We start from the raw sequence: 25,317 nt of genomic DNA on the forward strand, positions 1-25,317 counted from the left end.
AAGGTCTTTTTTCTTCATTATTTTGTGAAAAAAACAACTTTTAATATTATTTTAATACTTTTTGTTTTATAAACATCTACAAAACAAAAAAAGACTGAAGAATCTCAAACTCCTCAGTCTTTTTTATTACTCTATCTCTAGTAACTTATAAATTGCCAAAGCATATATTTTTATTAATTTATAAAAATGCTCCACCTCTATATATTCATCTCTATTGTGGGCAATTCCTTTTTCATTTGGAAAAGATGGTCCAAAAGCTACTATGTTAGGTACTTTTCTAGCATAAGTTCCACCTGTAGTAGTAACTGGGGTGCTATCTAGGTTAGTTATTTCTAAATATGCTTCAGACATCTTTCTAACCATTTCACCCTCTCTATCCTTAACTACACTTGGCATTGAAAATTCAATTTCAAACTTACCACTAACTCTTTTTTCAATCTCTTCAACTATAGTTTTTTCACTACAATTAACAGGGTATCTTACACTTAAATATACCTCTAGTTTTTCCTCATTTTTCTTAATCTCATATAAGCTCACTAAGACCTCTCCTGTCTCAGGATTCTTATACTTTATTCCCAATCTCTCTCCATAAACATCTGAAAATAGCTCCAATATCTCTTTAAAAGCAGATCCAGCATCTAATTTTTCCAATATCTCATCTGAAATTGAGGAGATAGCATTAATTAGTGAGTTGCTTCCTAAGTATGGATTATTTGAAGGAGCTTTTTTCCCCTCACCAACTTTTTCACCAATTTGATAACAGATTTTTGTATAATCTGGAATAAAAGCTTTTGAATACTCTCCCTCTATTCTCTCTAATCTATAACTTTTTCCCTCAAGTAGAGGATAAGTAAGTTTTATTCTCAATACCCCATTCTCTCCATAGACTACTGGAAATTTACAATCAGGAGTAAATCCCATAACTGGGGGCTTCTCCTTAGAAAGATAGTAGTTCATGTCACTCATTCCACTCTCTTCATCTGTTCCCAAAACTATTCTAACTTTTCTATTAAAATTTATTCCCAACTCTCTTAAGATTTTTACACCATAGATACAAGCTAATATTGGTCCTTTATTATCTAATACACCTCTAGCGTAGAATTTCCCGCTATCTTTTGTCAAAGTATATGGTGGAGTCTTCCAACCTGTACCCTCTGGAACTACATCTAAATGTCCAAAAATTCCTATATAGTCATCAGATTCTCCCATCTCCAATATTCCAGCATAACCATCTAAATTTCTTGTTTTAAATCCTAGTTTTTCTCCTATATTTAATCCTGTTTCTAAGACTTTCCCTATCTCTCTTCCAAAAGGATAACCCTCTTCCTTTTCTCCTTTTAAACTTCTAATTGAGATTAAATCTGAAAAATCTCTCTCTATCTCAGGTTTTAAATTATTTAGCAAATTTTCAATTTTATTTTTCACAGCACTCAACAGCTTTCTTAACTATATTTTTCAAAGCATCATTTAAGCCTATTCCACCTTTTTTAGGAGTTTTTACTAGATCTAATCCACTATATTTTTCATATGCTGGATTATCTTCACTCATAGCTCCCACACAAGGTATATTAGTATTTTCTCTTAAGAATCTTACTAAATAACCACACATCTCTCCAAATCTTTCATAGTTAAATGCTGGTCCACAAACAATGACATCAGCTTCAAGTTTTTTTGCCATAGCTGCTATTTTCTTACTATTTTCTAGTTCATTCTCTAAAAAATTCTTATCACCACAGAATATTGTTGCTATTATCTTAGCATCAAACTCCTTTAGATATGGTTCCATCATAACTCCAGGCCCTAAAGCTCCCTTTTTTCCAGCTAGAGGTAGAGAAGAGTTCTCCTCTCCACCTTGTCCAGCTTGTGTTTGATTTAATACTAACATTATCTTTGTCATAGTTACACCTCTAAATCATCAAAAGAAACATCTTCAAAAGAGATATCGTCCTCTTCTTCCTTCTCCTCTTCTTTATTTTCTTCCATTAAATATTGTTTATCCATAATTTTGATAAATGGAATATATATTAAAACTCCAATTACGAATAGTATTCCTTGTAAAATTGCTCCTCTTATTCCTGTTGTTAAGAATCCAGAGAAGATAATTGGTGTTGTCCAAGGTAATTGAACACCATTTGTATATGGTACCAATCCAAAGAACATAGCATAGTAAGCTACGATAATATTGAATGTAGGAACTATTATAAATGGAATTAACATCAATGGGTTTAACATCATTGGTAATCCATAGATAATTGGTTCATTAATTCCAAATATTCCTGGTAATAATGATAAACTTCCTAAATTTCTTATTCTCTTACTTTTACATACAAATAACATTGCTACTATCAATGATAATGTACTTCCAGCTCCTCCAAATGTTGCAAACATATCTTGGAATTGCCCTGTTATTATATTAGGTAGAGGTGCTCCTGTTTTGAAAGCCTCTAGGTTCTCAATAGATAAAACTCTTAATATTGGGTTATATACAGCTCCAACTACACTTGAACCATTTATTCCAAAGAACCAGAATAGGTGTAAGAATATATATGAAATAACACAAGCTGGTAAAGTTGCTCCTATAGACACCAATGGTAACTGTAAAAACTTGTAAATAAATGTATGAATATCATTAAATTCTGTCATTTCAAATAGAGTTTTTATTATAAATACAACTATCATAACTATAGCTGAAGGGATTAAAGCCTCAAAAGATTTTGCTACTGTAGGTGGAACTCCCTCAGGCATTCTTATAATTATTCCTTTCTTTATTATCTTAGCAAATAGTTTTACTGATAATATAGCTGTAAACATACCAACGAAAACACCTTTTGATCCCATCCAACCTAATGGTATACCACTTACAGAATAAGTGATTGAAGATCCTTGAGGAACGAAAGATATAACAAATGGTGTTAAGATAAAGAATGATACTAGAGCTATTGCTGCAGAGTTTATTCCATTTACCTCCTCTTGACGTCCATAACTATATCCTATTCCTATAACTGCTAATATTGTCATTACATCAAATGTCGCTGATACTGGATGTGATAATTTATCTGCCCATCCCTCTCCAAAGAATCTTGCCCAAAACTCATTCCAACCTGGTATTGGAAAGTTAGCAACTAGAAGGAATAGAGATCCTACTATTAATAGTGGTGAAGAAACTAAGAATCCATCTCTAATAGATATTAGATACTTATCTCTTCCGATTTTTTCAGCCAACGGCATTAAAACTTTTTCCAAATTTCCCATTAATTTATTCATTATTTACCCCCTTTTAATACTCTGATTATCTCTTTTAATACTTTTTCTCCGTTCATAGCCCCATAATCAGCTGTATCTACTACCATTACTGGAGTTGGTGCATACTTCTCTTTCATATCTTCAAACATAAACTTTACTTGTGGTCCTAGTACTATGCAATCAGGTTTTTGTTCTGGTATTATTGTATGAGCCTGTGCATATGAATGAGCCTCTATCTCAATTGGTAAATTAAATTTCTCCACTACTTTATTCATTTTTGCAACTAATAAGCTAGTTGACATTCCTGCATAACAAAATAAATAAACTTTTTTCTTCATAAATACTCCTCCAACTTCATATATCATATATTTTTGTACCTATAATATATATTACATTTCATTTTCTGTCAAAACAGACATTTTTATTTCATTTTCGTTGATTTTAATTGATATTTCAATGAAAATATGATATTATTTACATATAACGAGAGTCTTTTTTTATCTTTTTCGTGTGTATTTTTTTTTAGGAGGTACTCAAAAATTGCAAAATTCTTTTATACAACATCTTACTAAAAAGAATTTATCTAATTTTCAAATAAATTTTAATAAATTTTTAACAAAAAAGGACAAAGCTATTCTCCTTATTTTTAAAAATAATAATTATAATCGTTACTCTGAAATCAGTAAAGAGATTTTTTTAGAGAAAAAAATATACTCTGACTATGAGGAGTTGGAAAAAAATATTTTTTACGATCTTTTAAAATTAAAAGAGAAAAATATTATCATCTCTTATGATGACAAACCAATTACATATATATCCATAATATCTTCATTCCATATTGACAAAAATATTATCTGTATAAATTTTTCTCAAGAGTTCTATAGCTCTTTTAACGAAAACTCTTTTTTTAACAAGTTAAATTTAAATTATCTGCTTGAATTTAAAGAGAGATACACACACTTACTTTATCAAAAATTTATTCTTGATAAACAAAATGAATATATTTTCGATATTGAAACTTTAAAAACACTATTCAATTTAAACGATAAAAATTATACTAGATTTTATGATTTCGAAAAGAATGTTCTTCTTCCTATTATTGAGGATATCAATAGTAATTCAACACTAAAAATCGTCTATGAAAAGGTCAGAGCTTCTGATCATAAAAACTCCAAAATTTTAAAATTAAAATTTATTTGTACATTCAATTACGAAAACAACAAGATTATAAACTATTTATTAAATATAATCAAAGATAGAATTGAAAATTTTGATCATGTCTATAATGAGATGAAAAAAATACTTGATATTGAAGGAAAACAGTATATAGAAGAGAGAATAAACTATGCTATAAAAATAAATCCTAAAAATTTTGAAAGTTATCTTTTAAAACTTTTAACTTTAGATAACTATAAAAAAGAGATTGTACTATTTAAAAGAAGTGAAACTTTTACCTCACTTTTTGAACTACATAGCTCTGTTTTAAAAATGATAAAAGAGCTACACAACAGAAACATAATTATTAATTTTGAAATTTTCTCAATTCAATTTCTATCAAAAATATTTTTTCTAACAAAAGATAAAGTTTTGCAATATCATGAAAAAAATTATAGTATCTACTTAGATTATAAAAAAGAGGGACCATCAACTTTCTTGGTAAAACAACATCTTAATTAAGATATTATAAAAAGAGGGGTAACCCTCTTTTTATAACAATCCTTGAGTATATTGATAATACAAATATCCTGTGACACATAGAATAAATCCTATCTTAAATATCATACTTGTACTTTTGTACAGAATATAAAGTGTTGCTATACCAAGTATTATATATAGCATTATGTTGCTCGATATCTCCATTTTTAACCTCTTTTCCTATTTAGATATTATATATTTTACCATATTTCTCTTTTAAATACTCTATATAATATCTTGGATTTAACTCTTCCCCTGTGACATCCTTAATTATCTCTACAGTGCTTTTCAATTTTCCAAATCTATGTATCTTCTCTCCTAACCACTCTCTTATCTTATAAAGCTCTCCAGTTTCTAAGATTTCATCTACATTTAACTCTTTTTTCATAGTGTTATATATCTGAGCTGAATAAGCACTTCCTAGTGCATAAGAGGGAAAATATCCAATAAGTCCTGCTGCCCAGTGTACATCTTGCATTACTCCATCGCTATCAGTTTCTGGTGCCACTCCTAAATACTCTTTCATCTTTTCATTCCAAATCTGTGGTAGATTCTCAACATTTATCTCTCCAGATATAATTCCTTTTTCAATCTCATATCTCACCATAATATGTAATGAATAAGTTAGTTCATCTGCATCTACCCTTATAAGAGAACTCTCTACTGAATTTATCTCCTCATAAAACTCCTCTAATGATATTCTCTCTAAAAATGAGTATTCCTCTCTCATTCTCTTATATAACCCTTTCCAAAAATGAATATCTCTACCGATAATATTCTCATAAAATCTTGATTGTGATTCATGTATTCCCATAGAACCACCACTTGCTAAAATAGTTCCCTGCAACTCATCTCCAATCTGTTGCTCATAGATACCGTGTCCAGATTCATGTATAGTACTAAATATTGCTGATATAGGATTATCCTCTATATATTTAGTTGTAAATCTCACATCATTTTTATTTATATTCATAGTAAATGGATGTTCACTCTCTGCCATTACTCCTCTTTCAAAATCAAAACCAATATATTTACTAATAAATCTATTGAACTCTCTTTGCTTATTTACATCTACTTTTTCTAAAAGTTTCTTATTCTTTCTCTCTTTTTCTTGAATTTTTTCCAGTAGAGGAACTATCTCACTCTTTAACAATGTAAAAAACTCATCTAATTTCTCAGTAGTCATTCCTTTTTCATAGTCATTTAAAAGAACATCATATAGATTTTTCTCATCTTTCTTATGGTAATTAGCAAATTTTATTGTATAATCAAAGATTTTTTCCAAATTCTCTTTATATTTTCCATAGTTATTTTCACTCTTAGCCTCTTCCCATACTCCTTGAGTTTTAGCAACTAACTCTGAATACTCTTGATACTCTTTAGGAGGAATTTTTTTCATTTTCTCTATTGTTTCACTTAATTCCTCAATCTCTTTTCTCTCTATCTCATTTAGTTTTTCACTATTCTCTTTTAAAAACTCTACACACTCTTGGAACTCTTTAGATGTTGTAATCTCATACTCTTTCATACTTAGATTTCCTATTATCTCTGCTATATAATCCATTCCTTTTTTGGGTGTATTAGTCTCCAAATCCCATTGAAGTACCTCTAAAGCTCCCTCTATTATCTTTTTCTCTTTAATTTTCTCTCTAAATAGTAGTAATTTTTCTTCCATTCTATCACCTCTAAACTATTAGTTATTTCTTGGATTTTTCAATCTAAACTCTCTTGGATTTTGAGGATTACTCTGCTTCCACAAACCTAATTTCTCTTGTTTTGCTTTTTCATAAGCTTTTCTATAAGCTTTTTCATTTCTTGCATGATATTTATAGAACCAAGCATTTCCTGTCTCTAGCATCACTAAATTTATCTGCTTACCATTGCAGTAAACTTTAGCAACCTTTCTTTTATACTTATCTTCATACAAAACTTTTAATTTTACTTTTTTATGTAAAATCAAACTCTCTAAATATTTTTTACTCTCTGCTCCATAGCTTTGCTTTAATTCTGGAGCATCTATCCCATACATTCTAACTCTTACTCTCTTTCCATAGCTACTCATAACAAAACTATCTCCATCTGATACCTTTACCACATAGCCATTCATTGAAAAAGCAAAGATAGATATTAACAGTGTAAAAAATATAACTAAAATTTTTCTCATACTCAACTCCCTTCATATGTATTATATCATATACAAAAATATATGGCATAAAAAAAAGATTAATTCCTATTCTAAGATAAGAATTAATCTTTTATTATTTTATCTTTACCAAGCAGAATTAATAACTACTTCCTCTCCATATCCTCCATTTAGATTTTGTGGGTTAGTTGAAGAATATGATCTTTGAACTCTTATTCCTCTTATTCCTGCTTCTTTTGCTGCTAAAATATCTTCATCAGAATCTCCATAGTGTAATTTAGAACCAACTTTTTTCATATAATAAGTTTTATCATATTTAAATCCATCTCTTGGAGTAGATGAAGTATACCAAATAGGTGTTGTTGCTGGTAGATTAAAATATTTTTGTAATACTTTTGCTGTTCCATTTACTATTCCATTTTTCTCATTTGAATGAGGATTTCTTCCAGTTATAAATACAACTTTATCTCCTCTTTCCATATGCATCTTAATTATATCTTTTGCAGATTTTTTAGGAATAGAGTGTTTATCCTCCTGTTCAGAAACATAATCCCAAAACTTCTGATTGTGCAATACTTCATCAGGAGTTTCTCCCCAACCTAACTCTTTACCAAATGTAAAACCATAGTGAAAATATTCACTTGAAAATAATACTGTATCATCTATATCAAAAGTTACTGTCATAGGTGGCAGATCTTTTAAACTCTCTTTAATATCATTAACAGATACAAAATTAACAGCTACCTGTGTTGCAGCATTTGTATAAAATCCTTCATGTGTATACGGTACTTTTGGCCCTTTTGCATATGTAAATGAACTAACTAAAACTAATCCTGCTATCAATAACTTAAATTGTTTCATAATTTTTGCCTCCTTGTTTTTTTATCCCTTTATTAAAATAAGTAATTCTTATTACTTTTGCATTATACTATTATTTTTTAATTTTTGCAATAAAAATGTTTTAATTTTAAAAATATAGTTTTATTACAACTCATAAAGTACGCTATAATTCAAAAAAAGAGAGAAAATATATTTTAAATTTTCTCCCTTTTCTATCTCTATCTTATTTTGTATAACACTTTACCATTCTAGCAATACTCTCACTCATATATTGTAGATTTTCTTTTCCATTTGATATAGCTTTTTCTAGGCTCTCTACTCTTGGTAAAATTGAAAATATAGCAGTAAAACCATATTCATATAGCACATCTATATCTTTACCTACATTTCCAGCTAGAGCTATTACAGGGATACCATATTTTTTAGCTGTCATAGCTACCCCGTATGGAGTCTTCCCAAATCTAGTCTGAGCATCTATACTTCCCTCACCTGTTATTACCAAGTCTGCCCCTTGCATCTTTTCCTCTAACTTACTATACTCTATCACTATCTCAATTCCCTTTTTTAATTCGGCTGATAAGAATGCCATAAGTCCTGCTCCTAATCCTCCTGCTGCTCCAGCACCTGGGATATTTTCTACATCTTTTCCTACATCTCTTCTTATAATTTCAGCATAGTGTTTTAAGTTTTTATCCAATAGTTCTCTTTGTTCCTCATTAGCTCCCTTTTGTTTTCCAAAAATGTGTGAAGCTCCACTAACTCCTGTCAATGGATTTTGAACATCACAAGCTACTATAATCTTAGTTTTCTCCAATCTTTTATCTAAGTTTGATAGATCTATTTTGCATAGGTTTGATAATTGACCACCACCAAATCCAATCTCTTTTCCACAACTATCTAATAATTTCCCTCCTAGAGCTTGTATCATTCCAGCTCCACCATCATTAGTAGCACTTCCACCTATCCCTATAAGAATCGTTTCAACATTTTTATCCAAAGCTGCTTTAATAAGCTCTCCAGTACCATAAGTTGTAGTTACTGTGGCATCTCTTTTCTCCTTAGGAACAAGCTCCAATCCACTTGCAGCAGCCATCTCTAATATAGCTGTCTTTCCATCTCCCAATATTCCAAATCTTGCTTCTACACTCTCTCCTAATGGTCCTAAAACTCTTTGTGTATAGAACTCTCCACCTGTTGCATCTACCAATGATTGTGTAGTTCCCTCTCCTCCATCTGCCATTGGAACTGAGATACACTCTAAATCTAGAATAATTTTTTTCATTCCTCTCTCTATCACTTCACAAGCTTCCTTTGCAGTCATACTCTCTTTAAATGAATCTGGTGCTAATATTATCTTCATTTTTCACTCTCCAAACAACTTATTACTCTCTAAAATAAAACTCCATAGATAATTGTTGATACACAAGCTAGTACCAATCCAATTAAAGATTCAAATGGAATTAATGCTAATCTCTCTTTCATATCCATATTTACACTACCACCTGTTGCATGGAAAAAACTTCCATGAGGTAGATGATCTAAAACTGTTGCCCCTGAATGTATCATTGCTGCTGCATTAACTGGTTGGATACCTAAACTCAATATAGTTGGTCCAAAAACTTGACTGGCAACTGCTGTCCCTGAAGTTGTAGAAGCTGTAGCTGCACACATTAATATTCCTGAGAATGGTGCTAATAAGTAAGCTGGTGCTCCTGTTGCTGTCAGTAGAGTTGTCAATGCATCTTTTAATCCAGAGTTAGCAATAATTCCTGAAAGAGTACCTGTCCCTAATAATAGTATAGCTACACCTACCATTTTTCCCAAACCAAAAACACAATATTGGTTGAAATTTCTTACTTTTCCCATAGCTAGACAACCAATAAATCCTCCTACTGGTAAAGCTATCAACGGATCTATTGTAATTCCTGCTAATGGTCTTAATGCCAATATAGCTATTGCTACTATTGGTCCTAAAATTGCAGCAAAAAAGTTTGGTCCGCTCTCCTCTTTTCTATCTCCTAAATCTCCCTCACTTATCTGACTTCCTCTTTTTGAAATCAATTTAGCTACAACTATACTTGCAACTACACCAAAAATTGCTGGTATCAATCCTGCCATCATCACAGATGTCAAAGGAACCTTAAAAGCTTCTGCTGCTGCTATTGCATTTGGATTTGGTGACATAATATTTCCTGCTTTTCCTCCACCTATCATAGCAAGTAAAGCTCCTGTTCTTGAGATTCCTGTTTTCTTAGCTATTGCCATTGCAATTGGAGCTACTGTTATTACTGACACATCAATAAATACTCCTACCATAGTCAATATCATTGTAGATAAAACAATTGCTATTATTGCCTTTGACTCTCCTAATTTATCTATTATTGTCTCTGCAATCTTACTAGCTGCCCCTGTTTCGATAAGTACACCTGCTAGTACTCCTGCAGTTATTATTCTCAAAATTGCTGGTATCATTCCCTGTGCTCCTGATATCATCAAAGATACAGTCTGCCCTATATTTGCTCCTCCTACAAGTCCCCCTATAATAGACCCTAATATTAGAGAGTATGCTGGATTTACTTTTTTAATTATCAATACTATTGCTACTACTAACCCTATAATCGCACCTAAAGCTGATACTGTTACCATATTCTTCCTCCTATTTTAATATATTTTTTTTATTTTTAATACATATATATCTATATTACAATATATATAGTTTTTTAACAATAGTATGTACACTAAATTTATAGTGATATTCTAGGTATTTTTTTAGTATAGCAACCAATTTAGCTTAACATAAAAGCTAATTTTAACTTAGCAAAATCCTCATAATTTCTCATATCTAAATCTATTTTTTCCTTCAATCTATTCAACTTATATTGAAGAGTATTCGTATGTATGAAGAGTTCCTTAGAGATTTTATTCAATGAACCATTATATTTTTCATAAAAATACAGTATCTCTCTATACTCAACTATCTCTTTTTGAGAGAGATTTCCCAAAATCTTTTTTATATAGATTTTTTTAGTTTTCAGATCTATATTTTTTACTATCAACTCTATATCTAGATCCTCGTAAAAAACCTCTCTTTTCTTACTTTTACTCCCCCATTCAAGGGCATTTATAGCCTCTTCATAGGATTCCCTTATCCTTCCAAACTCTGTCTTTATCTCTCCAATTCCCATATTGATATCTCTTTTTTTATCAATTTTTTCAATAAACTCCTCTACTCCTTGACGATTTTTTTCAAAAATCAATATGCACACAGTACTCTGTTTAAACATTATATATCCAGATTTTTTCTTTACTGCTATTTTTAGTTCCTTATAAATATTCTTAATAGTATTCAACTCATATTTACCATTTAACTTACAGACAATTATGCTGTAATATCTTCTTTTTTCTATATCTTCTACATACTCTGAAAATATAATGGGATTTTCCAACATTAAATCTTGAGATATTAGACTTTCTAAAAAAAGTTGCTCTTTCTCATTTTCCTCTTCCTCTTTCTTGCTTAGATAAGCTTCTTTTATCAAAATTTCAGACATTCTCTTTATTATCTTACCATACCTCTCTACCTCTTTTGTCTCCCCTGATATCCCTATCACTCCTATAATGTCATCATTGAATTTTACTGGTAAGTTTATCCCTTTTTTAGCTCCAACATACTCTCCATCTCTATTTATTCTGACTATACTCCCTCTCTTGATTACCTCCTTTCCACCTTCGTGGTAGGTATTCACCCTTTTTTCATCAGTACTAGCCACTATTATCCCCTCTGAATTGATAAAATTCAGATCTTTTTCTATAATTTTTTTCATCTCTTTAACTATGCTTTCTGCCAACTCTTTTGCTATCTCCATACAATCACACTCCCCTAAATTTCCTCATACTAAAAATACTAAAGAGAGATTATCCCTTTAGTATTTTAATTTTTGTAATATTTTAAAATTTCTAGTAGTTTTCAGGAAACATAATTCTTTCTACACCCTCTATAATTATATGTAGTATCATCATGTGTATCTCCTGTACTCTATCAGATGTTTTCCCTGGAATTACAAACTCATAGTCACACATTCCCTTAAGTTTTCCTCCATCTTTTCCAAGTAGAACACAAGTTTTCATTCCCATTTTTTTAGCGACTTCAACTGCTTTTATCACATTTGGTGAGTTTCCACTAGTAGAGATACCAAAAAACATATCCCCCTCTTTTCCATAAGCTTCTACACCTCTAGAAAAGATATGATCAAACCCATAGTCATTTCCCACACATGTGATGTGTGAAGAATCTGAAATAGCTATTGCTGGTAATGCTCTTCTATCTCCTCTAAATCTACCTGTAAACTCCTCTGCAAAATGTAAGGCATCACAGTTACTTCCACCATTTCCACAGATCAATACTTTATTCCCTTTCTGAAAAACATCAGCTAATTCCTTAGCCACTTTTTCAGTCTCTCTTCTCTCCTCTTCCTCTTTTATAAAATTTTCTAATAGAGAAAGTTCAGTTTTATATGATTCTAACAAGTTCATAAAAACCTCCTAATACTGAATTTTATAGTCTTGTATAAAATTAATAAACTTAATTATTTGTATCAAGCTCTTCTTATCCTTAGTGATAACTGCCTGATATCCATCTTTTACATCATTAACTTTGTATATTACTTTAAATTCACCTTTTTCTATCTCTTTATGTACTGAATAATAAGGTAATATTACATTTCCTATCTCTTCTCTTACCATTCCCTTGATAACTTCAAGACTTCCATTTATATTTATTTTTGAGTTAAAAGTAATTCTATATTTATCCTCAATAGCTGCTATTGCTTCATTATTGTTAGGTATGTTTCTTCTTGTTATAAGAGGATCTTTTGCTACACTTTCCATACTGTGATACTCTTTTGTACTGACTAAAACATATGGCATTCTTTCAATAGTTATAACCTCTAAATTTGGGTCATTGATATGCTCCTCGTCTATAATAAGTATATCTAAATCTCCCTCTTTTAAAAGTTTCAACAACCAGTTTTTATCTCCAATTGTTATCTCATACTCAATCTCTTCATGTGCTTTTGAAAAGCCCTTCATCAATCTTGGAATAAGGGGTTCACCTATCACTGAAGTTGCTCCAATAGATATTTTCGCTCTATCCAAATCTATAATTCTAGATATCTCTTTTTCAGCTCTTTTTACCTTTTCGAAAATATCCTCAGCCATCTTATATAGAGCTTCACCTGTATAAGTTAATTTTATTTTTTTCGAGCTTCTATCAAATAACTTTGCATTCAATATCTCTTCAAATTTTTTAACTTGAATAGAAACAGCTGATTGATTTATGTAAAGTTTACTTGCAGCTTTTGTAAAACTTTTCTCCTTAGCCACCTCATAAAATATTTTTAAGTAATGTAAATCCAAGCCCACCAACTCCCTAAAATTATATATACAATCAATATGATCATATGTTTATTTTATCATAAAATCTCTTTAAAGTATAATGTTTTATTAAATTTTTATATTTTATTTTGCAGTTGCTATAAATTTATTATATCATTTCAAAATGTTTTAAAGCCTTATAAACTCCATCTTCATCTACACTACTTGTAACATAGTCAGCTATCTCTTTTACATCTTCATTGGCATTTCCCATAGCCACTCCTATCCCAGCAGTCAAAAGCATAGTTTTATCATTTCCACCATCGCCAAAAGCCATTATTTCATCTTTTTTGTACCCATAATACTCCATTATCTTTTCAATTGCTACGTGTTTTCCACCACCAGCTGGAATTACATCTATAAATACAGGACTCCATCTAGTTGCTTCACAATTAGGGAGTACCTCCATCAACTTATCTTGAAAATCCACTGGTATATATGGATTTAGCTGAAATATCTTCCCTACCTTAGCTCTAGCTATATCATCTAATGGTGGAAGTGGTACATTCACTATCTTTAAGAGATTTTCTACAGTTTCATCTATATAGTTCATATATGTCTCCTTGTCCTCTACAAAGGCACAAGGGAAATTATTTGTCTCCATAAATTCTAAAAGCGAGTGTATATCCTCAGAGCAGATATTTTTTTCATAGATTACCTCTTTTTCCTTGGTAAAACAATACTGCCCATTCAAAGTTACAAATCCATCAAACTCAATCTCTTTTACATTATTCCCCTCACTAAGTATTGAAGGGTGTCTTCCTGTTGCTACAAATACTTTTATTCCTTTTGCTTGTAACTCTTTTATTGAATTCAAAGTACTTTCAGGGACTCTATGTGTTTCAAAACTTACCAATGTTCCATCTATATCAAAAAATACTGCTTTTATCATAAATTCACTCCTAACTATTAAAAATTGAGAGTGACTCAAAAGCCACTCTCCAATCCTAAAACTATTATAATTTTATTAAAACCTTTTAGCTTTCCTATTTATTATTGAAAGTTCTTTAAGTTTTCAGTTAATTTATCCATCTTATCTTGATACTCTTTCTGGATTCTTCTCTCTCTCTCTAAAATGTGAGCAGGTGCTTTTGATGTAAATCTCTCATCAGCAAGTTTATTATTTACCTTATCTAGATCTTTTTGAACTTTTTCTATCTGTTCTTTTATCTTCTTAACCTCAGCCTCTACATTTAATAATCCTGTAAGTATCATATATACTTCTGAATTTCCTGTTACTCTAAATCCACTCTGATCAGGTTTAGCTACATCTTTTCCATAAGTCATCTCTTCTATTTTAGCTAATTTAGTTATAAATAGATAGTTATTTTCTAAAGTTTTTAACTCATTCTCATCAGAAGTTTTAATTACAACCTTAACCTCTTTAGCTGGAGATATTCCCATCTCTGCTTTTATATTTCTAAGTGATGAGATCACTCCTTGAATATATTTAAATGAGTTTACAACTTCTGGTTTTATTTGAGCTTCATCTACAACTGGGAATCCCTCAAGCATAATAGTCTCTCCTGAAACTTTTATCTTTTGCCAAATCTCCTCAGTTATAAATGGCATAAATGGATGTAATAGTTTTAATCCTGATTCTAGTACTGTCCATAAAACATATTGAGCTGTTAATTTTGATTGTTTTCCTGACTCCTCATTGTTGTATAGTCTTACTTTTGCAAGCTCTACATACCAGTCACAGAAATCTCCTCTCAAGAACTCATATACAGCTTTAGCTGCATCATCTAATTGGAATTTTTCAAGGTTTGTATGAACCTCTTTAGTAGTTTCATTTAATCTTGAGAATATCCACTCATCAACAAGTTCAAATTTTAACTCCTCTTTATTTACAGATTTTACATCAAATCCTTCTAGATTCATTATAACGAATCTTGCTACGTTCCATATCTTATTAGCAAAGTTTCTTCCCATCTCTAATAATTTTTCAGAGAAGTAAACATCTTGCCCTTGTGAAGTATTGTATAGCATTGAGAATCTTATTGCATCTGCTCCATACTCATCTATTAGATTTAATGGATCTGGTGAGTTTCCTAAAGATTTCGACATCTTTCTTCCAATCTCATCTCTTACTATTCCATGGAAGAATACATTTTTAAATGGTATCTCTTCCATCTCATATAGACCAAACATTATCATTCTAGCTACCCAGAAGAATATTATATCTGCTCCTGTTACTAGAGTTGAAGTTGGATAGAATGTATCTAACTCTTTAGTTTTTTCTGGCCAACCCATAGTTGAGAAAGGCCATAGTGCAGATGAGAACCAAGTATCTAATACATCTCCCTCCTGAACTAGCTCTACAGCTTTTCCATAGTGAGCTTTTGCTTGTTCATGAGCTTCCTCTTCTGACATAGCTACGAACATGTGATTGTCTGGACCATACCAAGCTGGTATTCTGTGTCCCCACCATAACTGTCTAGAGATGCACCAGTCTCTTATATTTTCTAACCAGTTGAAATAAATTTTTTCCATTCTTTTTGGAATAATTTTTATCTCTCCATTTCTTACTACTTCAAGAGCTTTTTTAGCTAATGGTTCCATCTTTACAAACCATTGTTTTGAAACTCTTGGTTCAACTACAGTAGAGCATCTATAGCAGTGTCCTACATTGTGCTTTAAGCTCTCTATTTTTACTAATACTCCGCTCTCTTCTAGCTCTTTAACTATTACTTTTCTAGCTTCAAATCTGTCCATTCCAGCATATTTAGGATAATCATCAACAATATTTCCCTCTGGAGTTAACATATTTATTATTGGTAGATCATATTTTTTACCTAAATTAAAGTCATTAGGATCGTGTGCTGGAGTTATTTTTAAAGCTCCTGTTCCAAACTCCATCTCTACATACTCATCTGCTATTACAGGAATCTCTCTACCAACTAATGGAAGTATTAATTTTTTACCTACAAGATGCTTATATCTCTCATCTTCTGGGTGTACAGCAACAGCTACGTCAGCAAGCATAGTTTCTGGTCTTGATGTTGCAATAATTATATACTCATCAGAATCCTTTACTGGATATTTTAAATGCCATAGATTTCCATCTTTTTCTGAGTGCTCCACTTCGTCATCTGCTAGAGCAGTTCCACATCTAGGACACCAGTTTACCATATATTCACCTTGATAGATCAATCCATCATTATATAGGTCTACAAATATCTTTCTAACTGCTTTTGAAAGTCCCTCATCCATTGTGAATCTCTCTCTATCCCAGTCAAGTGATGCTCCTATTTTTCTAAGTTGGTTAGTTATTATTCCACCATACTTCTCTTTCCACTTCCAAGTTTCCTCTAAGAATTTCTCTCTTCCTAAATCCTCTTTTTTTATACCTTGCTCCGCTAACATTCTCTCTACTTTATTTTGAGTAGCAATTCCAGCATGGTCACACCCTGGTACCCAAAGAGTATTTAATCCACACATTCTCTTATATCTTACTAGTGTATCTTGTATAGAGTTATCTAATATATGTCCCATATGAAGTATTCCTGTTACATTTGGAGGTGGTATAACTATTGAATAGCTATCTTTTCCTTCTTCCATTTTTCCAGCAAAATACTTGGAATCTTCCCATATTTTGTACCACTTAGACTCTATTTCCCTAGGGGAATATGTCTTATTTAACTCTTCCATTTACTCCTCCTCTTCTATTTCCTCTTTATTTAAAAGAGACTCTATATAATTTAAAATATCTTCTTTTCCAGTGTCATTAAGTGAAGAGTGATAAAAAACATCATCATTATGAAACTCGATTTTCTTTTTTATATCCTTTAAACACTTAAATTTCTCGTTATTTGAAACTTTATCTATCTTTGTAAAGATTATTTTGAATGGTATATCATGGTGATCTAGCCATACAAGCATCTCAATATCCTCTTCACTCGGTACTCTTCTGATATCTAGTAGAACGAATACAAGTTTTTTACGATTACTTGCTACGTATCTCTCCATTGTTTTTCCCCATTCAGCTTTCATCTCTTTAGGTACTTTTGCAAAACCATATCCAGGTAGGTCAACTATATAGAACTCATTATTTACTTTAAAATAGTTTATAAGTTGTGTTCTTCCTGGTGTTTTACTTGTTTTTGCCAACTTTTTTCTTCCTGTTATACTATTTATAAGAGAAGATTTTCCAACATTAGAACGTCCTACAAAGGCAAATTCCATATTATTTAATTCTGCTGGATAATCTTTTTCATAAACTGCAGATTTTACAAATTCAGCCTGTTTTATCTTCATAATTACCTCACCTATCACTATTCAGCAAAAACTAGCTTCTCTACATCTTCATAAGTAGTAGCAAAATGTATCTTCATCTCTTTTGCTATCTCTGCTGGGATCTCATCTTTATCTATTCTATTATCTTCTGGTAAAATTACCTCTCTAATTCCAGCTCTGTGTGCTCCTATTACCTTCTCTTTTACTCCACCTATTGCTAAAACTTCACCAGTTATTGTTATCTCTCCAGTCATTGCTATATCCTGTCTAATTTTTCTACCTGTTAATACAGAGATTATAGCAGAAGTTATTGTTATTCCAGCAGAAGGTCCATCTTTTGGTGTTGCTCCCTCTGGGAAGTGTAAATGTATTCCTCTTTTCTCAAAGAAATCCTCTTGTTTAGGTTTATATTTATCAATATTAGCTTTTACAAATGTATAAGCAACTTGTGCAGATTCCTTCATTACATTTCCCAATGTTCCAGTTAGAGAGATCTCTCCCTTTCCTGGTATAGATACACCTTGAACTTCAAGAGTTACTCCTCCTACTGATGTCCAAGCCAATCCATTTACAACTCCTAATTTAGGTGTTTTTTCCTTCTGTTTCTCTGGTCTAAATTTAGGTTTACCTAAATATTTTTCCAATGTATTAGTTCTTACAACAATTTTTTTCTTGTTCTCTTCTACTACTTCTCTTGCTGCTTTTCTGCATAGAGTTATTATCTCTCTCTTTAGATTTCTCACTCCAGCTTCTCTAGTATACTCATCAATTATCTTCAAGATTACATTATCTGACAGCGTAAGCTCTATATTTTTCAAACCACTTTCCTCTTTAGCCTGTTTTACTAGATATTTTTGAGCTATGTGTAATTTCTCAAACTCTGTATATGAAGAGATATTTACTATCTCCATTCTATCTCTTAATGGAGCTGATATAGTTCTTAGATCATTTGCTGTGGCTACAAAGAATACCTTTGATAGATCAAAAGGCATATCTATGTAGTGATCTTCAAAATGGCTATTTTGCTCTGGATCTAATACCTCTAACATTGCTGAGGCTGGATCTCCTTTATAGTCATTTGACATCTTATCTATCTCATCTAATAGTATTACTGGATTTTTTGTACCAGCTTCTTTTATCGCCTTTATTAATTTACCTGGCATAGATCCTATATAAGTTCTTCTATGTCCTCTTATCTCAGCTTCATCTCTTACTCCACCTAGAGATACTCTCACGAATTTTCTTCCCATTGCATCTGCTATTGATTTTACTAGAGATGTTTTTCCTATTCCAGGAGGTCCTGCTAAGCATAGTATACTTCCCTTCATATTAGGATTCAATTTTTTTACTGCTAAAAAGTCCAATACCTTGTTCTTAGCATCTTTTAAACCATAGTGATCTCTCTCTAAAATCTCACTTGCTTTCTTTAAATCAACTATATCTTTAGTTGATTTTTCCCAAGGTAACTCTATAACTGTCTCAATATAATTTCTTGAAACTGTTGCTTCTGCTGAAAAAGGAGGCATTTTAGCTAATTTTTTCATTTCACTATCAATTTTACCTTTTACATCTTTTGGAAGTTTTGCTTTCTTTACTTTTTCAACTAATTCAAGCATATCATCATCTTGTGAATAATCTCCCAATTCCTCTTTCATAGCATTTATTTTCTCTTTTATAAAGTAATTTTTTTGAGCTTCATTCATCTTAGCTTTTACTTTATCATCAATCTTTTTCTCTAATGAAACTATCTCCATTTCAGAAGTTAAAAGCTCTAGTATCTTAATTCCTCTTTCAGTTACATCTAAAACTTCTAGTAGCTCCTGTTTTTTCTCACTCTTTAATGGAAGGTTTGCTGCAATTATATCTAAAGCACTATTTATATTTTTTATACCTTTTAAGTTTACCAATAGTTCTGATGAAACTTTTCCAGTAAGTCCTATATATTTTTCAAATAGTCCCAATACCTTTCTATATACTGCTTCAGCCTCTTTTGTAGCTCCATTTACACACTTTAATACCTTGTATTCAGCCTTATAAATGTCCTCTTCAACTGTAGTAGAATTTATCTCTACTCTCTCTTCTGCCTCTACTAAGACCTTTATATTATTATTTGGCATCTTAACTATCTGTAGTATATTAGCCACAACACCAATTTTATATATGTCTTTCTCTAAATTTGGCTCCTCTTTTGTTGGATCCTTTTGCATTCCAAGTACTAATTTACTCTTGCTACTTACAGCAACTTCAAGTGTACTTATACTCTTTACCCTACCTACATAAAGAGGGGTTACTATCCCTGGGAAAACTATTAAATCCCTAGTAGGTAAGAACAATGTTTTACTCATTAGTCATCCCTCCGTTTTTTACTTTTCTATTATAGCTTTAGTTGAATCAAGAATTGCATCTTCACCGATTATTACTTTTGAAATATTATCATCTGAAGGTACTTCATACATAAGTTCTAACATTGTTTGCTCTATAATAGCTCTCAATCCTCTTGCACCTATTCTTCTCTCTAAAGCTAACTGTGCTATTCTTTTTAATGCTTCTGGAGTGAACTCTAACTCTACCCCTTCAAGATCAAAAAGTTTTTTATACTGCTTAACTATTGCATTTTTAGGTTCTGTTAATATCTTTATTAAAGCATTTTCATCTAAGTCTTTAAGAGTTGTTATTATTGGTAATCTTCCTACAAGTTCAGGTATGATTCCCTGTTTTACTAAATCTTCTGGTAAAACTTTAGCAAATACCTCTCCAACTCTCTCCTCTTTCTCTTTTGAAATATCAGCTCCAAAACCAATTACTTTTTTATTCGTTCTAGATTTTATAACTTTTTCCAATCCTTCAAAAGCTCCACCTACAATAAATAATATATTACTTGTATCTATCTCTATTAGCTCTTGATTTGGATGTTTTCTTCCACCTTGAGGTGGAACTTGAGATCTTGTCCCTTCGATTATTTTTAGAAGAGATTGTTGAACTCCCTCTCCTGAGACATCTCTTGTTATTGAAACATTTTCAGATTTTCTTGCAATCTTATCTATCTCATCTATATATATAATTCCTCTCTCTGCTGCCTCTACATCATAATCAGCTGCTTGTAGTAGTCTAACTAAAACATTTTCAACGTCATCTCCTACATATCCAGCCTCTGTAAGTGTTGTCGCATCAGCTATTGCAAAAGGAACTTTTAAACTTCTTGCAAGTGTCTGTGCAAGAAGAGTTTTTCCCGATCCAGTAGGACCTATCAATAGTACATTTGATTTTTGTAACTCTACACTATTCTCATCAGATCTTTCCACATTATCTAAAATTCTCTTATAGTGGTTGTATACTGCAACTGCAAGAATTTTTTTTGTCTCGTCCTGTCCTATTACATACTCGTCCAATTTCTCTTTTATCTCTTTTGGTGTAAGTAATGTTTCCTCTAACAACTCTTCTGGCATTGCTGTCTTTATATGCTCTTTTGAAAGTTCTAAAATATCTGAACAACTCTCAATACATCTATCACATATAAGTGCTCCATCTATTCCACTAAATAATTTTGATACTTCATCTTCAGTGCTTCCGCAGAAAGAACATCTAGCTTTTTTACTCATCTCTCTTCTCCTTTCTACTTTTTAAATACTTGATCAATTAATCCATACTCAACAGCTTCTTGTGCTGACATATAGTTATCTCTCTCAGTATCTTTTAATATTTGTTCAATATCTTTACCACTAGCATCTGCTAAAATTTGTGATAACATCTCTTTCATTCTCAATATCTCTTTTGCTTGTATCTCTATATCTGTAGCCTGTCCCTTTGCTCCACCTAATGGTTGGTGTATCATTATTCTTGAATGCTCAAGAGCAAATCTCTTTCCTTTTGCTCCTGCAGTCAATAATAATGCTCCCATACTTGCTGCTTGACCTATACATACAGTTTGAATATCTGGTTTTATATAGTTCATTGTATCATATATAGCCATTCCAGCAGTTACCACTCCACCAGGACTATTTATATACATTATTATATCTTTCTCAGGATCTTCAGCTTCCAAAAATAAAAGTTGAGCCACTATAGCATTTGCAACATTATCATCTATCTCTGTTCCTAAAAATATTATTCTATCTTTTAAAAGTCTTGAGTATATATCGTAAGCTCTCTCTGACCTACCATTACTCTCTATAACAGTTGGATTATACATTTTTACCTCCCTTAAATAAATAGTTAAAAAATTAATATCATTTATTTCTTGACTATTTATTTAAATTTAATGGCATAGGAAGCAGAAAAATCTGCTTCCTATGTTTTAAATTAATTATTTTGCATTATTTACTATTACATCAATAGCTTTTTGCATTAAACATTCACCTTTAACAGTCATTTTAAAGTTGTCATAGTTGTTGTGTTTGTTTAACTCTTCTTCTAATTTAGCTAAATCCATTCCATACATTTTAGCTATTTCAGTCATTTTTTCTTTTACTTCATCTTCAGAAACTTCTAAGTTTTCAGCTTTTGCTATAGCTTCAAGAATTAAATCAGCTTTTACTTTTCCAGCTGCCATTGGAGCTATTTGAGCTTCTAATTTAGCTCTGTCCATTCCAGTCATTTGTAAGTACATATCAAATCCGATTCCTTGAGCTGCTAATTGTTGCTCCATCTCAGATATTCTAGCTCTTACTTCAGAAGCTATCATTGATACAGGAATTTCAACTGTGCTTGTTCCAGAGATTTTCTCTAATAATTTTCCAACGTACTCGTTTTTAACTCTTGCTTCTTCTCTAGATTTGATTCTCTCTTCTGTTTTAGCTTTCATATCTTCAACATTTTCAAATCCAAACTCTTTTGCTAACTCATCGTTTAACTCAGGAGTTACTAATTTTTTAATGCTGTTGATTTTTACTTTAAATACAGCAGGTTTTCCAGCTAAATTTTCTGCATGGTACTCAGCAGGGAAAGTTACATTTACTTCTCCTTCTTGTCCAGCTTCATATCCTACTAATTGATCTTCAAAGTTGTCTATGAACATTTTTGATCCTAATTTTAATACGTGAGAATCAGCTTTTCCACCTTCGAATGCTACACCATCAACAAATCCTTCAAATGCTAAGTCTACAGTGTCTCCCATTTCAGCTTTGTATCCAGCTTCTGTATCTTCTAATTTAGATTTGCTGTTTACCATCATTTTGATCTCAGCATCTAATTTTTCTGGAGTCATTTCAAAAGTTTCTTTTTCTACTTCTAATCCTTTATATTCTCCTAAAGTTACTTCTGGATATACATCTACAGTAAATGTTACTTCGAAGTCATCTCCTAAGTTAGCTTTTACACTGTTTATGTAGCTGATTGGCATTATTTTTTCAGCTTTTATTACTTCTTCATAGTATTTGTGTAAAACTTTATCAGTTACTTCTTCTTTTACTGCATCTTTAAATTGAGTTTCTACAGTACTTACAGGTACATGTCCTTTTCTGAATCCTGGAACCTCTACTTTTTTAGATAGTTCTTTTAAAACTTCCTCTTTTACTGGTTTTACTTCTTCAGCAGTAAGAGTTATTTTTATCTCAACTGCAGAATTTGCAACTTTTTTTAATTCGTGTTTCATTGTTCCTCCTTAAATTCTATTTAGTAAAAATTTCATAAAAGTCATCTTTTATTTTTATATCTTTAATTCTTATTTGCATAATCTCTTCTCCTTTATAATAAACTTTTTCAGGATAGTAGACTATGTCAAATTTTTGAATTTTTGACTCTATCTCATTTATTTTATGACCTAAATCAAAGGCAACCATATGGTATTTTTTTCCATTTTTTACAATTATACCATTAAAATGTCTATCGTTTACTCCAAATTTTTTTATATATTCAAAAGATAGATCTTCATCTAAAAACAGTGGGTATGGATTCTCTAATCCAAATGGAGCCATACTCTCCATAGCATTAAATATTTCATCATCAATATTTTCTATTGAGTACTTCATATCTATTTTTAAAATTTTCTCTTCCTCTTCTGCTTTTAGCTCTCCTATCTTCTCTTTAAAAATCTCTTCAACTTCCTTCAATTTACTCTGTTTTACTATGAAACCTGAAGCTAAATCATGCCCTCCAAATCTTACAAGCTTGTCTTTCATATCTTGAAAAATATTGAACACACTTATACCTTTTACACTTCTACATGAAGCTTTTCCAACTCCATCTTTCAATGCTATTAAAGCTATAGGCATATTATATTTTACACTCAGTCTTGATGATACCACCCCAATTACACCAGGATGCCACTTCTCAGAGTATAAAAATGCACATTTAACCTCATCTTTTTGCATTTTTCTTATTTTATAGTCCGCTTCATCATATATGTTTTTCTCCAGTTCTCTTCTCTTCTTATTTGATTTTTTCATCTCTTCTATAATATTATAGATTTCAAACTCATCATTTTTCAAGAAAAAATCTGCTCCAATTTTTGAGATACCAATTCTTCCCAAAGAGTTTATCAACGGAGAGATAAAGTAACTTACATCTGTTGTATTTAAATCCTTAGATTGGAATTTCAAATATTTTAAAAGATACATAAGACCCTTAACTTTTGTTCGTTTTAATGCCTTTAATCCCTCTTTTATTATAATTCTATTCTCATCAATCATAGGTACTACATCAGCAACTGTTCCAATCATTACTATATCCATATATTGATACAATTTATTCAAATCAGACTCTAATTTTAAATAAACTCCCTGTGCCACCTTTAAAGCTACTCCAGCACCAGATAAAAATTTAAACTCATATGTGTCACTCAATTTAGGATTGAGCAATAACAACTCATCATCTTCATCCTCTTTTATTGACTTATGATGATCAGTTATTATCACCTCTATTCCCAAAGAATTAGCATATCTTACATCTTCAATAGAGTTTACACCTGTATCCACTGTTATTACAAGCTTACAGTTTCTTTTTTTCATAAAGTCTATAGCTTTTTTATCCAAGCCATAGCCCTCTTCCATTCTGTTAGGAATATAATAGTCAACGTCTATTCCTATCTCACTAAATACCTTCACTAAAAAAACTGCAGCTGTAATTCCATCTACATCATAATCTCCATAGATGAAGATCTTTTCATTCTTCTCTCTTTTTTCTAATATCTTTTCTACTACACTAGCCATCTTTTCAAATTTAAAAGGATCTCTGAAGTCAGAAATTTTAGGACTTATAAATTCATTAACACTCTTTTCATCAGAAAATCCTCTATTGAGTAATAAGGTAGTCAGTATCTTACTTTTTTTCCATTGTACAGCCTTAGTTTCAATTAGAGATTGAGGTAGTGAACTATATTCCCAATACATTATATCACTATCCTTTTAAATCATTTAAAAGTTTTGATATTTTTATTGCATGTTCTATAGAATCATCTAACTTTACTCTTATTTCTGGTATATATCTAATCTCTATCTCCTCTGCTACTCTCTTTCTCAAGTAACCTTTGATTTGATTTAGTCCTTCTAAAACAGTGTCTTTATCTACTGATTTTTCACCGTTCATTTGTCCAGACATTATACTGAAGTACACATCTGCAAACTTCAAATCCTCAGTCACTTTTATATTAGTAACAGAAACCAATCCTTTTATTTTTGGATTTTTAACCTCTTCAAAAAGAACTTGAGAAATTACTCTACTCATCTCTTTTTCTATTCCAGCTAATCTTTGTCTCTTCATAAATAATCCCTCTCTTTCTGTAATTATTT

Annotated in this window: 23 protein-coding genes; 1 reads left to right on the forward strand and 22 read right to left on the reverse strand. The window is 31.2% G+C overall.

Features of this window, described 5'->3' with window-relative positions; genetic code table 11:
• Positions 1 to 126: 126 nt before the first annotated feature.
• Genes ABNK64_RS00185 through ABNK64_RS00200 form a run of 4 tightly spaced genes read right to left on the reverse strand, consistent with a single transcriptional unit; the run spans position 127 to position 3,581 of the window.
• Positions 127 to 1,425 carry a Sapep family Mn(2+)-dependent dipeptidase gene (locus ABNK64_RS00185; protein ID WP_349763100.1) on the reverse strand — a complete coding sequence of 433 codons (1,299 nt, stop codon included), beginning with the start codon at positions 1,423 to 1,425 and terminating at the stop codon, positions 127 to 129.
• Positions 1,415 to 1,897 carry a GrdB-related putative oxidoreductase gene (locus tag ABNK64_RS00190; RefSeq protein ID WP_300342786.1) on the reverse strand — a complete coding sequence of 161 codons (483 nt, stop codon included), beginning with the start codon at positions 1,895 to 1,897 and terminating at the stop codon, positions 1,415 to 1,417. The genes ABNK64_RS00185 and ABNK64_RS00190 overlap by 11 nt, the downstream gene beginning before the upstream one ends.
• Positions 1,898 to 1,899: 2 nt before the next feature.
• Entirely contained in the window at positions 1,900 to 3,264 is a 1,365-nt protein-coding gene (gene celB / locus ABNK64_RS00195) for a PTS cellobiose transporter subunit IIC (protein ID WP_349763101.1), read from the reverse strand.
• Entirely contained in the window at positions 3,264 to 3,581 is a 318-nt protein-coding gene (locus tag ABNK64_RS00200) for a PTS sugar transporter subunit IIB (RefSeq protein WP_291255521.1), read from the reverse strand. The genes celB and ABNK64_RS00200 overlap by 1 nt, the downstream gene beginning before the upstream one ends.
• Before the next feature lie 202 nt (positions 3,582 to 3,783).
• Here ABNK64_RS00200 and ABNK64_RS00205 point away from each other — a divergent pair, with 202 nt between their 5' ends.
• Entirely contained in the window at positions 3,784 to 4,920 is a 1,137-nt protein-coding gene (locus ABNK64_RS00205; protein WP_349763102.1) for a replication initiation protein, read from the forward strand.
• Between the two features lie 30 nt (positions 4,921 to 4,950).
• On the opposite strand, the gene ABNK64_RS00210 is transcribed toward ABNK64_RS00205, so the two are convergent.
• The 18 genes from ABNK64_RS00210 to rbfA form a co-directional block, all read right to left on the reverse strand.
• On the reverse strand, positions 4,951 to 5,103 hold the full coding sequence (locus tag ABNK64_RS00210; RefSeq protein ID WP_291255510.1) for a hypothetical protein: 153 nt from the start codon (positions 5,101 to 5,103) through the stop codon (positions 4,951 to 4,953).
• 19 nt (positions 5,104 to 5,122) lie between these two features.
• Positions 5,123 to 6,613 (reverse strand): carboxypeptidase M32, encoded by a 1,491-nt coding sequence (locus ABNK64_RS00215; protein ID WP_349763103.1) that lies wholly within the window; start codon positions 6,611 to 6,613, stop codon positions 5,123 to 5,125.
• 18 nt (positions 6,614 to 6,631) lie between these two features.
• Positions 6,632 to 7,102: a thermonuclease family protein gene (locus ABNK64_RS00220; protein WP_349763104.1), complete on the reverse strand. Its 471-nt coding sequence runs from the start codon at positions 7,100 to 7,102 to the stop codon at positions 6,632 to 6,634.
• Between the two features lie 105 nt (positions 7,103 to 7,207).
• Positions 7,208 to 7,942, reverse strand: a complete 735-nt coding sequence (aphA, locus tag ABNK64_RS00225; protein WP_349763105.1) for an acid phosphatase AphA — start codon at positions 7,940 to 7,942, stop codon at positions 7,208 to 7,210.
• A 202-nt stretch (positions 7,943 to 8,144) separates the two neighbouring features.
• Complete coding sequence (locus ABNK64_RS00230) at positions 8,145 to 9,281, reverse strand: glycerate kinase family protein (protein ID WP_349763106.1); 1,137 nt, start codon at positions 9,279 to 9,281, stop codon at positions 8,145 to 8,147.
• 29 nt (positions 9,282 to 9,310) lie between these two features.
• Positions 9,311 to 10,567, reverse strand: a complete 1,257-nt coding sequence (locus ABNK64_RS00235; RefSeq protein WP_300390099.1) for a GntP family permease — start codon at positions 10,565 to 10,567, stop codon at positions 9,311 to 9,313.
• 140 nt (positions 10,568 to 10,707) lie between these two features.
• Positions 10,708 to 11,787 (reverse strand): CdaR family transcriptional regulator, encoded by a 1,080-nt coding sequence (locus ABNK64_RS00240; RefSeq protein ID WP_349763107.1) that lies wholly within the window; start codon positions 11,785 to 11,787, stop codon positions 10,708 to 10,710.
• Between the two features lie 91 nt (positions 11,788 to 11,878).
• A complete protein-coding gene (gene gmhA, locus ABNK64_RS00245) occupies positions 11,879 to 12,454 on the reverse strand; it encodes a D-sedoheptulose 7-phosphate isomerase (protein ID WP_291255247.1) in 576 nt (191 codons plus the stop codon).
• A gap of 9 nt (positions 12,455 to 12,463) precedes the next feature.
• On the reverse strand, positions 12,464 to 13,336 hold the full coding sequence (locus tag ABNK64_RS00250) for a LysR family transcriptional regulator (RefSeq protein WP_291255248.1): 873 nt from the start codon (positions 13,334 to 13,336) through the stop codon (positions 12,464 to 12,466).
• Between the two features lie 127 nt (positions 13,337 to 13,463).
• Positions 13,464 to 14,246 carry a Cof-type HAD-IIB family hydrolase gene (locus tag ABNK64_RS00255; protein WP_300342805.1) on the reverse strand — a complete coding sequence of 261 codons (783 nt, stop codon included), beginning with the start codon at positions 14,244 to 14,246 and terminating at the stop codon, positions 13,464 to 13,466.
• A gap of 101 nt (positions 14,247 to 14,347) precedes the next feature.
• Positions 14,348 to 17,008, reverse strand: coding sequence for a valine--tRNA ligase (locus ABNK64_RS00260; protein ID WP_349763108.1), 2,661 nt, complete (start codon positions 17,006 to 17,008; stop codon positions 14,348 to 14,350).
• Entirely contained in the window at positions 17,009 to 17,614 is a 606-nt protein-coding gene (gene yihA / locus ABNK64_RS00265) for a ribosome biogenesis GTP-binding protein YihA/YsxC (RefSeq protein WP_291256360.1), read from the reverse strand.
• A gap of 17 nt (positions 17,615 to 17,631) precedes the next feature.
• Positions 17,632 to 19,938 carry an endopeptidase La gene (gene lon / locus ABNK64_RS00270; protein WP_300342808.1) on the reverse strand — a complete coding sequence of 769 codons (2,307 nt, stop codon included), beginning with the start codon at positions 19,936 to 19,938 and terminating at the stop codon, positions 17,632 to 17,634.
• Between the two features lie 18 nt (positions 19,939 to 19,956).
• Complete coding sequence (gene clpX, locus ABNK64_RS00275) at positions 19,957 to 21,192, reverse strand: ATP-dependent Clp protease ATP-binding subunit ClpX (protein WP_349763109.1); 1,236 nt, start codon at positions 21,190 to 21,192, stop codon at positions 19,957 to 19,959.
• 14 nt (positions 21,193 to 21,206) lie between these two features.
• Positions 21,207 to 21,782 carry an ATP-dependent Clp endopeptidase proteolytic subunit ClpP gene (clpP, locus tag ABNK64_RS00280; RefSeq protein WP_291256363.1) on the reverse strand — a complete coding sequence of 192 codons (576 nt, stop codon included), beginning with the start codon at positions 21,780 to 21,782 and terminating at the stop codon, positions 21,207 to 21,209.
• A 114-nt stretch (positions 21,783 to 21,896) separates the two neighbouring features.
• On the reverse strand, positions 21,897 to 23,183 hold the full coding sequence (gene tig, locus ABNK64_RS00285) for a trigger factor (RefSeq protein WP_291256364.1): 1,287 nt from the start codon (positions 23,181 to 23,183) through the stop codon (positions 21,897 to 21,899).
• A 16-nt stretch (positions 23,184 to 23,199) separates the two neighbouring features.
• Complete coding sequence (recJ, locus tag ABNK64_RS00290; protein WP_349763110.1) at positions 23,200 to 24,918, reverse strand: single-stranded-DNA-specific exonuclease RecJ; 1,719 nt, start codon at positions 24,916 to 24,918, stop codon at positions 23,200 to 23,202.
• Between the two features lie 7 nt (positions 24,919 to 24,925).
• Positions 24,926 to 25,288: a 30S ribosome-binding factor RbfA gene (gene rbfA, locus ABNK64_RS00295; protein WP_291256366.1), complete on the reverse strand. Its 363-nt coding sequence runs from the start codon at positions 25,286 to 25,288 to the stop codon at positions 24,926 to 24,928.
• Positions 25,289 to 25,317: the final 29 nt, after the last annotated feature.

The sequence above is a fragment of the Fusobacterium sp. SYSU M8D902 genome (genome assembly GCF_040199715.1).
GTDB lineage: Bacteria > Fusobacteriota > Fusobacteriia > Fusobacteriales > Fusobacteriaceae > Fusobacterium_A.

Bases quoted from the DNA above. Each gene is read 5' to 3' on its own strand.
- ABNK64_RS00230 (WP_349763106.1), bottom strand. From the start codon at position 9,281: ATGAAGATAATATTAGCACCAGATTCATTTAAAGAGAGTATGACTGCA.
- ABNK64_RS00215 (WP_349763103.1), bottom strand. From the start codon at position 6,613: ATGGAAGAAAAATTACTACTATTTAGAGAGAAAATTAAAGAGAAAAAG.
- clpX (WP_349763109.1), bottom strand. From the start codon at position 21,192: ATGAGTAAAAAAGCTAGATGTTCTTTCTGCGGAAGCACTGAAGATGAA.
- gmhA (WP_291255247.1), bottom strand. From the start codon at position 12,454: ATGAACTTGTTAGAATCATATAAAACTGAACTTTCTCTATTAGAAAAT.
- ABNK64_RS00255 (WP_300342805.1), bottom strand. From the start codon at position 14,246: ATGATAAAAGCAGTATTTTTTGATATAGATGGAACATTGGTAAGTTTT.
- yihA (WP_291256360.1), bottom strand. From the start codon at position 17,614: ATGAAGATAAAACAGGCTGAATTTGTAAAATCTGCAGTTTATGAAAAA.
- celB (WP_349763101.1), bottom strand. From the start codon at position 3,264: ATGAATAAATTAATGGGAAATTTGGAAAAAGTTTTAATGCCGTTGGCT.
- lon (WP_300342808.1), bottom strand. From the start codon at position 19,938: ATGAGTAAAACATTGTTCTTACCTACTAGGGATTTAATAGTTTTCCCA.
- ABNK64_RS00260 (WP_349763108.1), bottom strand. From the start codon at position 17,008: ATGGAAGAGTTAAATAAGACATATTCCCCTAGGGAAATAGAGTCTAAG.
- tig (WP_291256364.1), bottom strand. From the start codon at position 23,183: ATGAAACACGAATTAAAAAAAGTTGCAAATTCTGCAGTTGAGATAAAA.
- rbfA (WP_291256366.1), bottom strand. From the start codon at position 25,288: ATGAAGAGACAAAGATTAGCTGGAATAGAAAAAGAGATGAGTAGAGTA.
- recJ (WP_349763110.1), bottom strand. From the start codon at position 24,918: ATGTATTGGGAATATAGTTCACTACCTCAATCTCTAATTGAAACTAAG.
- ABNK64_RS00190 (WP_300342786.1), bottom strand. From the start codon at position 1,897: ATGACAAAGATAATGTTAGTATTAAATCAAACACAAGCTGGACAAGGT.
- ABNK64_RS00200 (WP_291255521.1), bottom strand. From the start codon at position 3,581: ATGAAGAAAAAAGTTTATTTATTTTGTTATGCAGGAATGTCAACTAGC.
- ABNK64_RS00235 (WP_300390099.1), bottom strand. From the start codon at position 10,567: ATGGTAACAGTATCAGCTTTAGGTGCGATTATAGGGTTAGTAGTAGCA.
- aphA (WP_349763105.1), bottom strand. From the start codon at position 7,942: ATGAAACAATTTAAGTTATTGATAGCAGGATTAGTTTTAGTTAGTTCA.
- ABNK64_RS00210 (WP_291255510.1), bottom strand. From the start codon at position 5,103: ATGGAGATATCGAGCAACATAATGCTATATATAATACTTGGTATAGCA.
- clpP (WP_291256363.1), bottom strand. From the start codon at position 21,782: ATGTATAATCCAACTGTTATAGAGAGTAATGGTAGGTCAGAGAGAGCT.
- ABNK64_RS00240 (WP_349763107.1), bottom strand. From the start codon at position 11,787: ATGGAGATAGCAAAAGAGTTGGCAGAAAGCATAGTTAAAGAGATGAAA.
- ABNK64_RS00220 (WP_349763104.1), bottom strand. From the start codon at position 7,102: ATGAGAAAAATTTTAGTTATATTTTTTACACTGTTAATATCTATCTTT.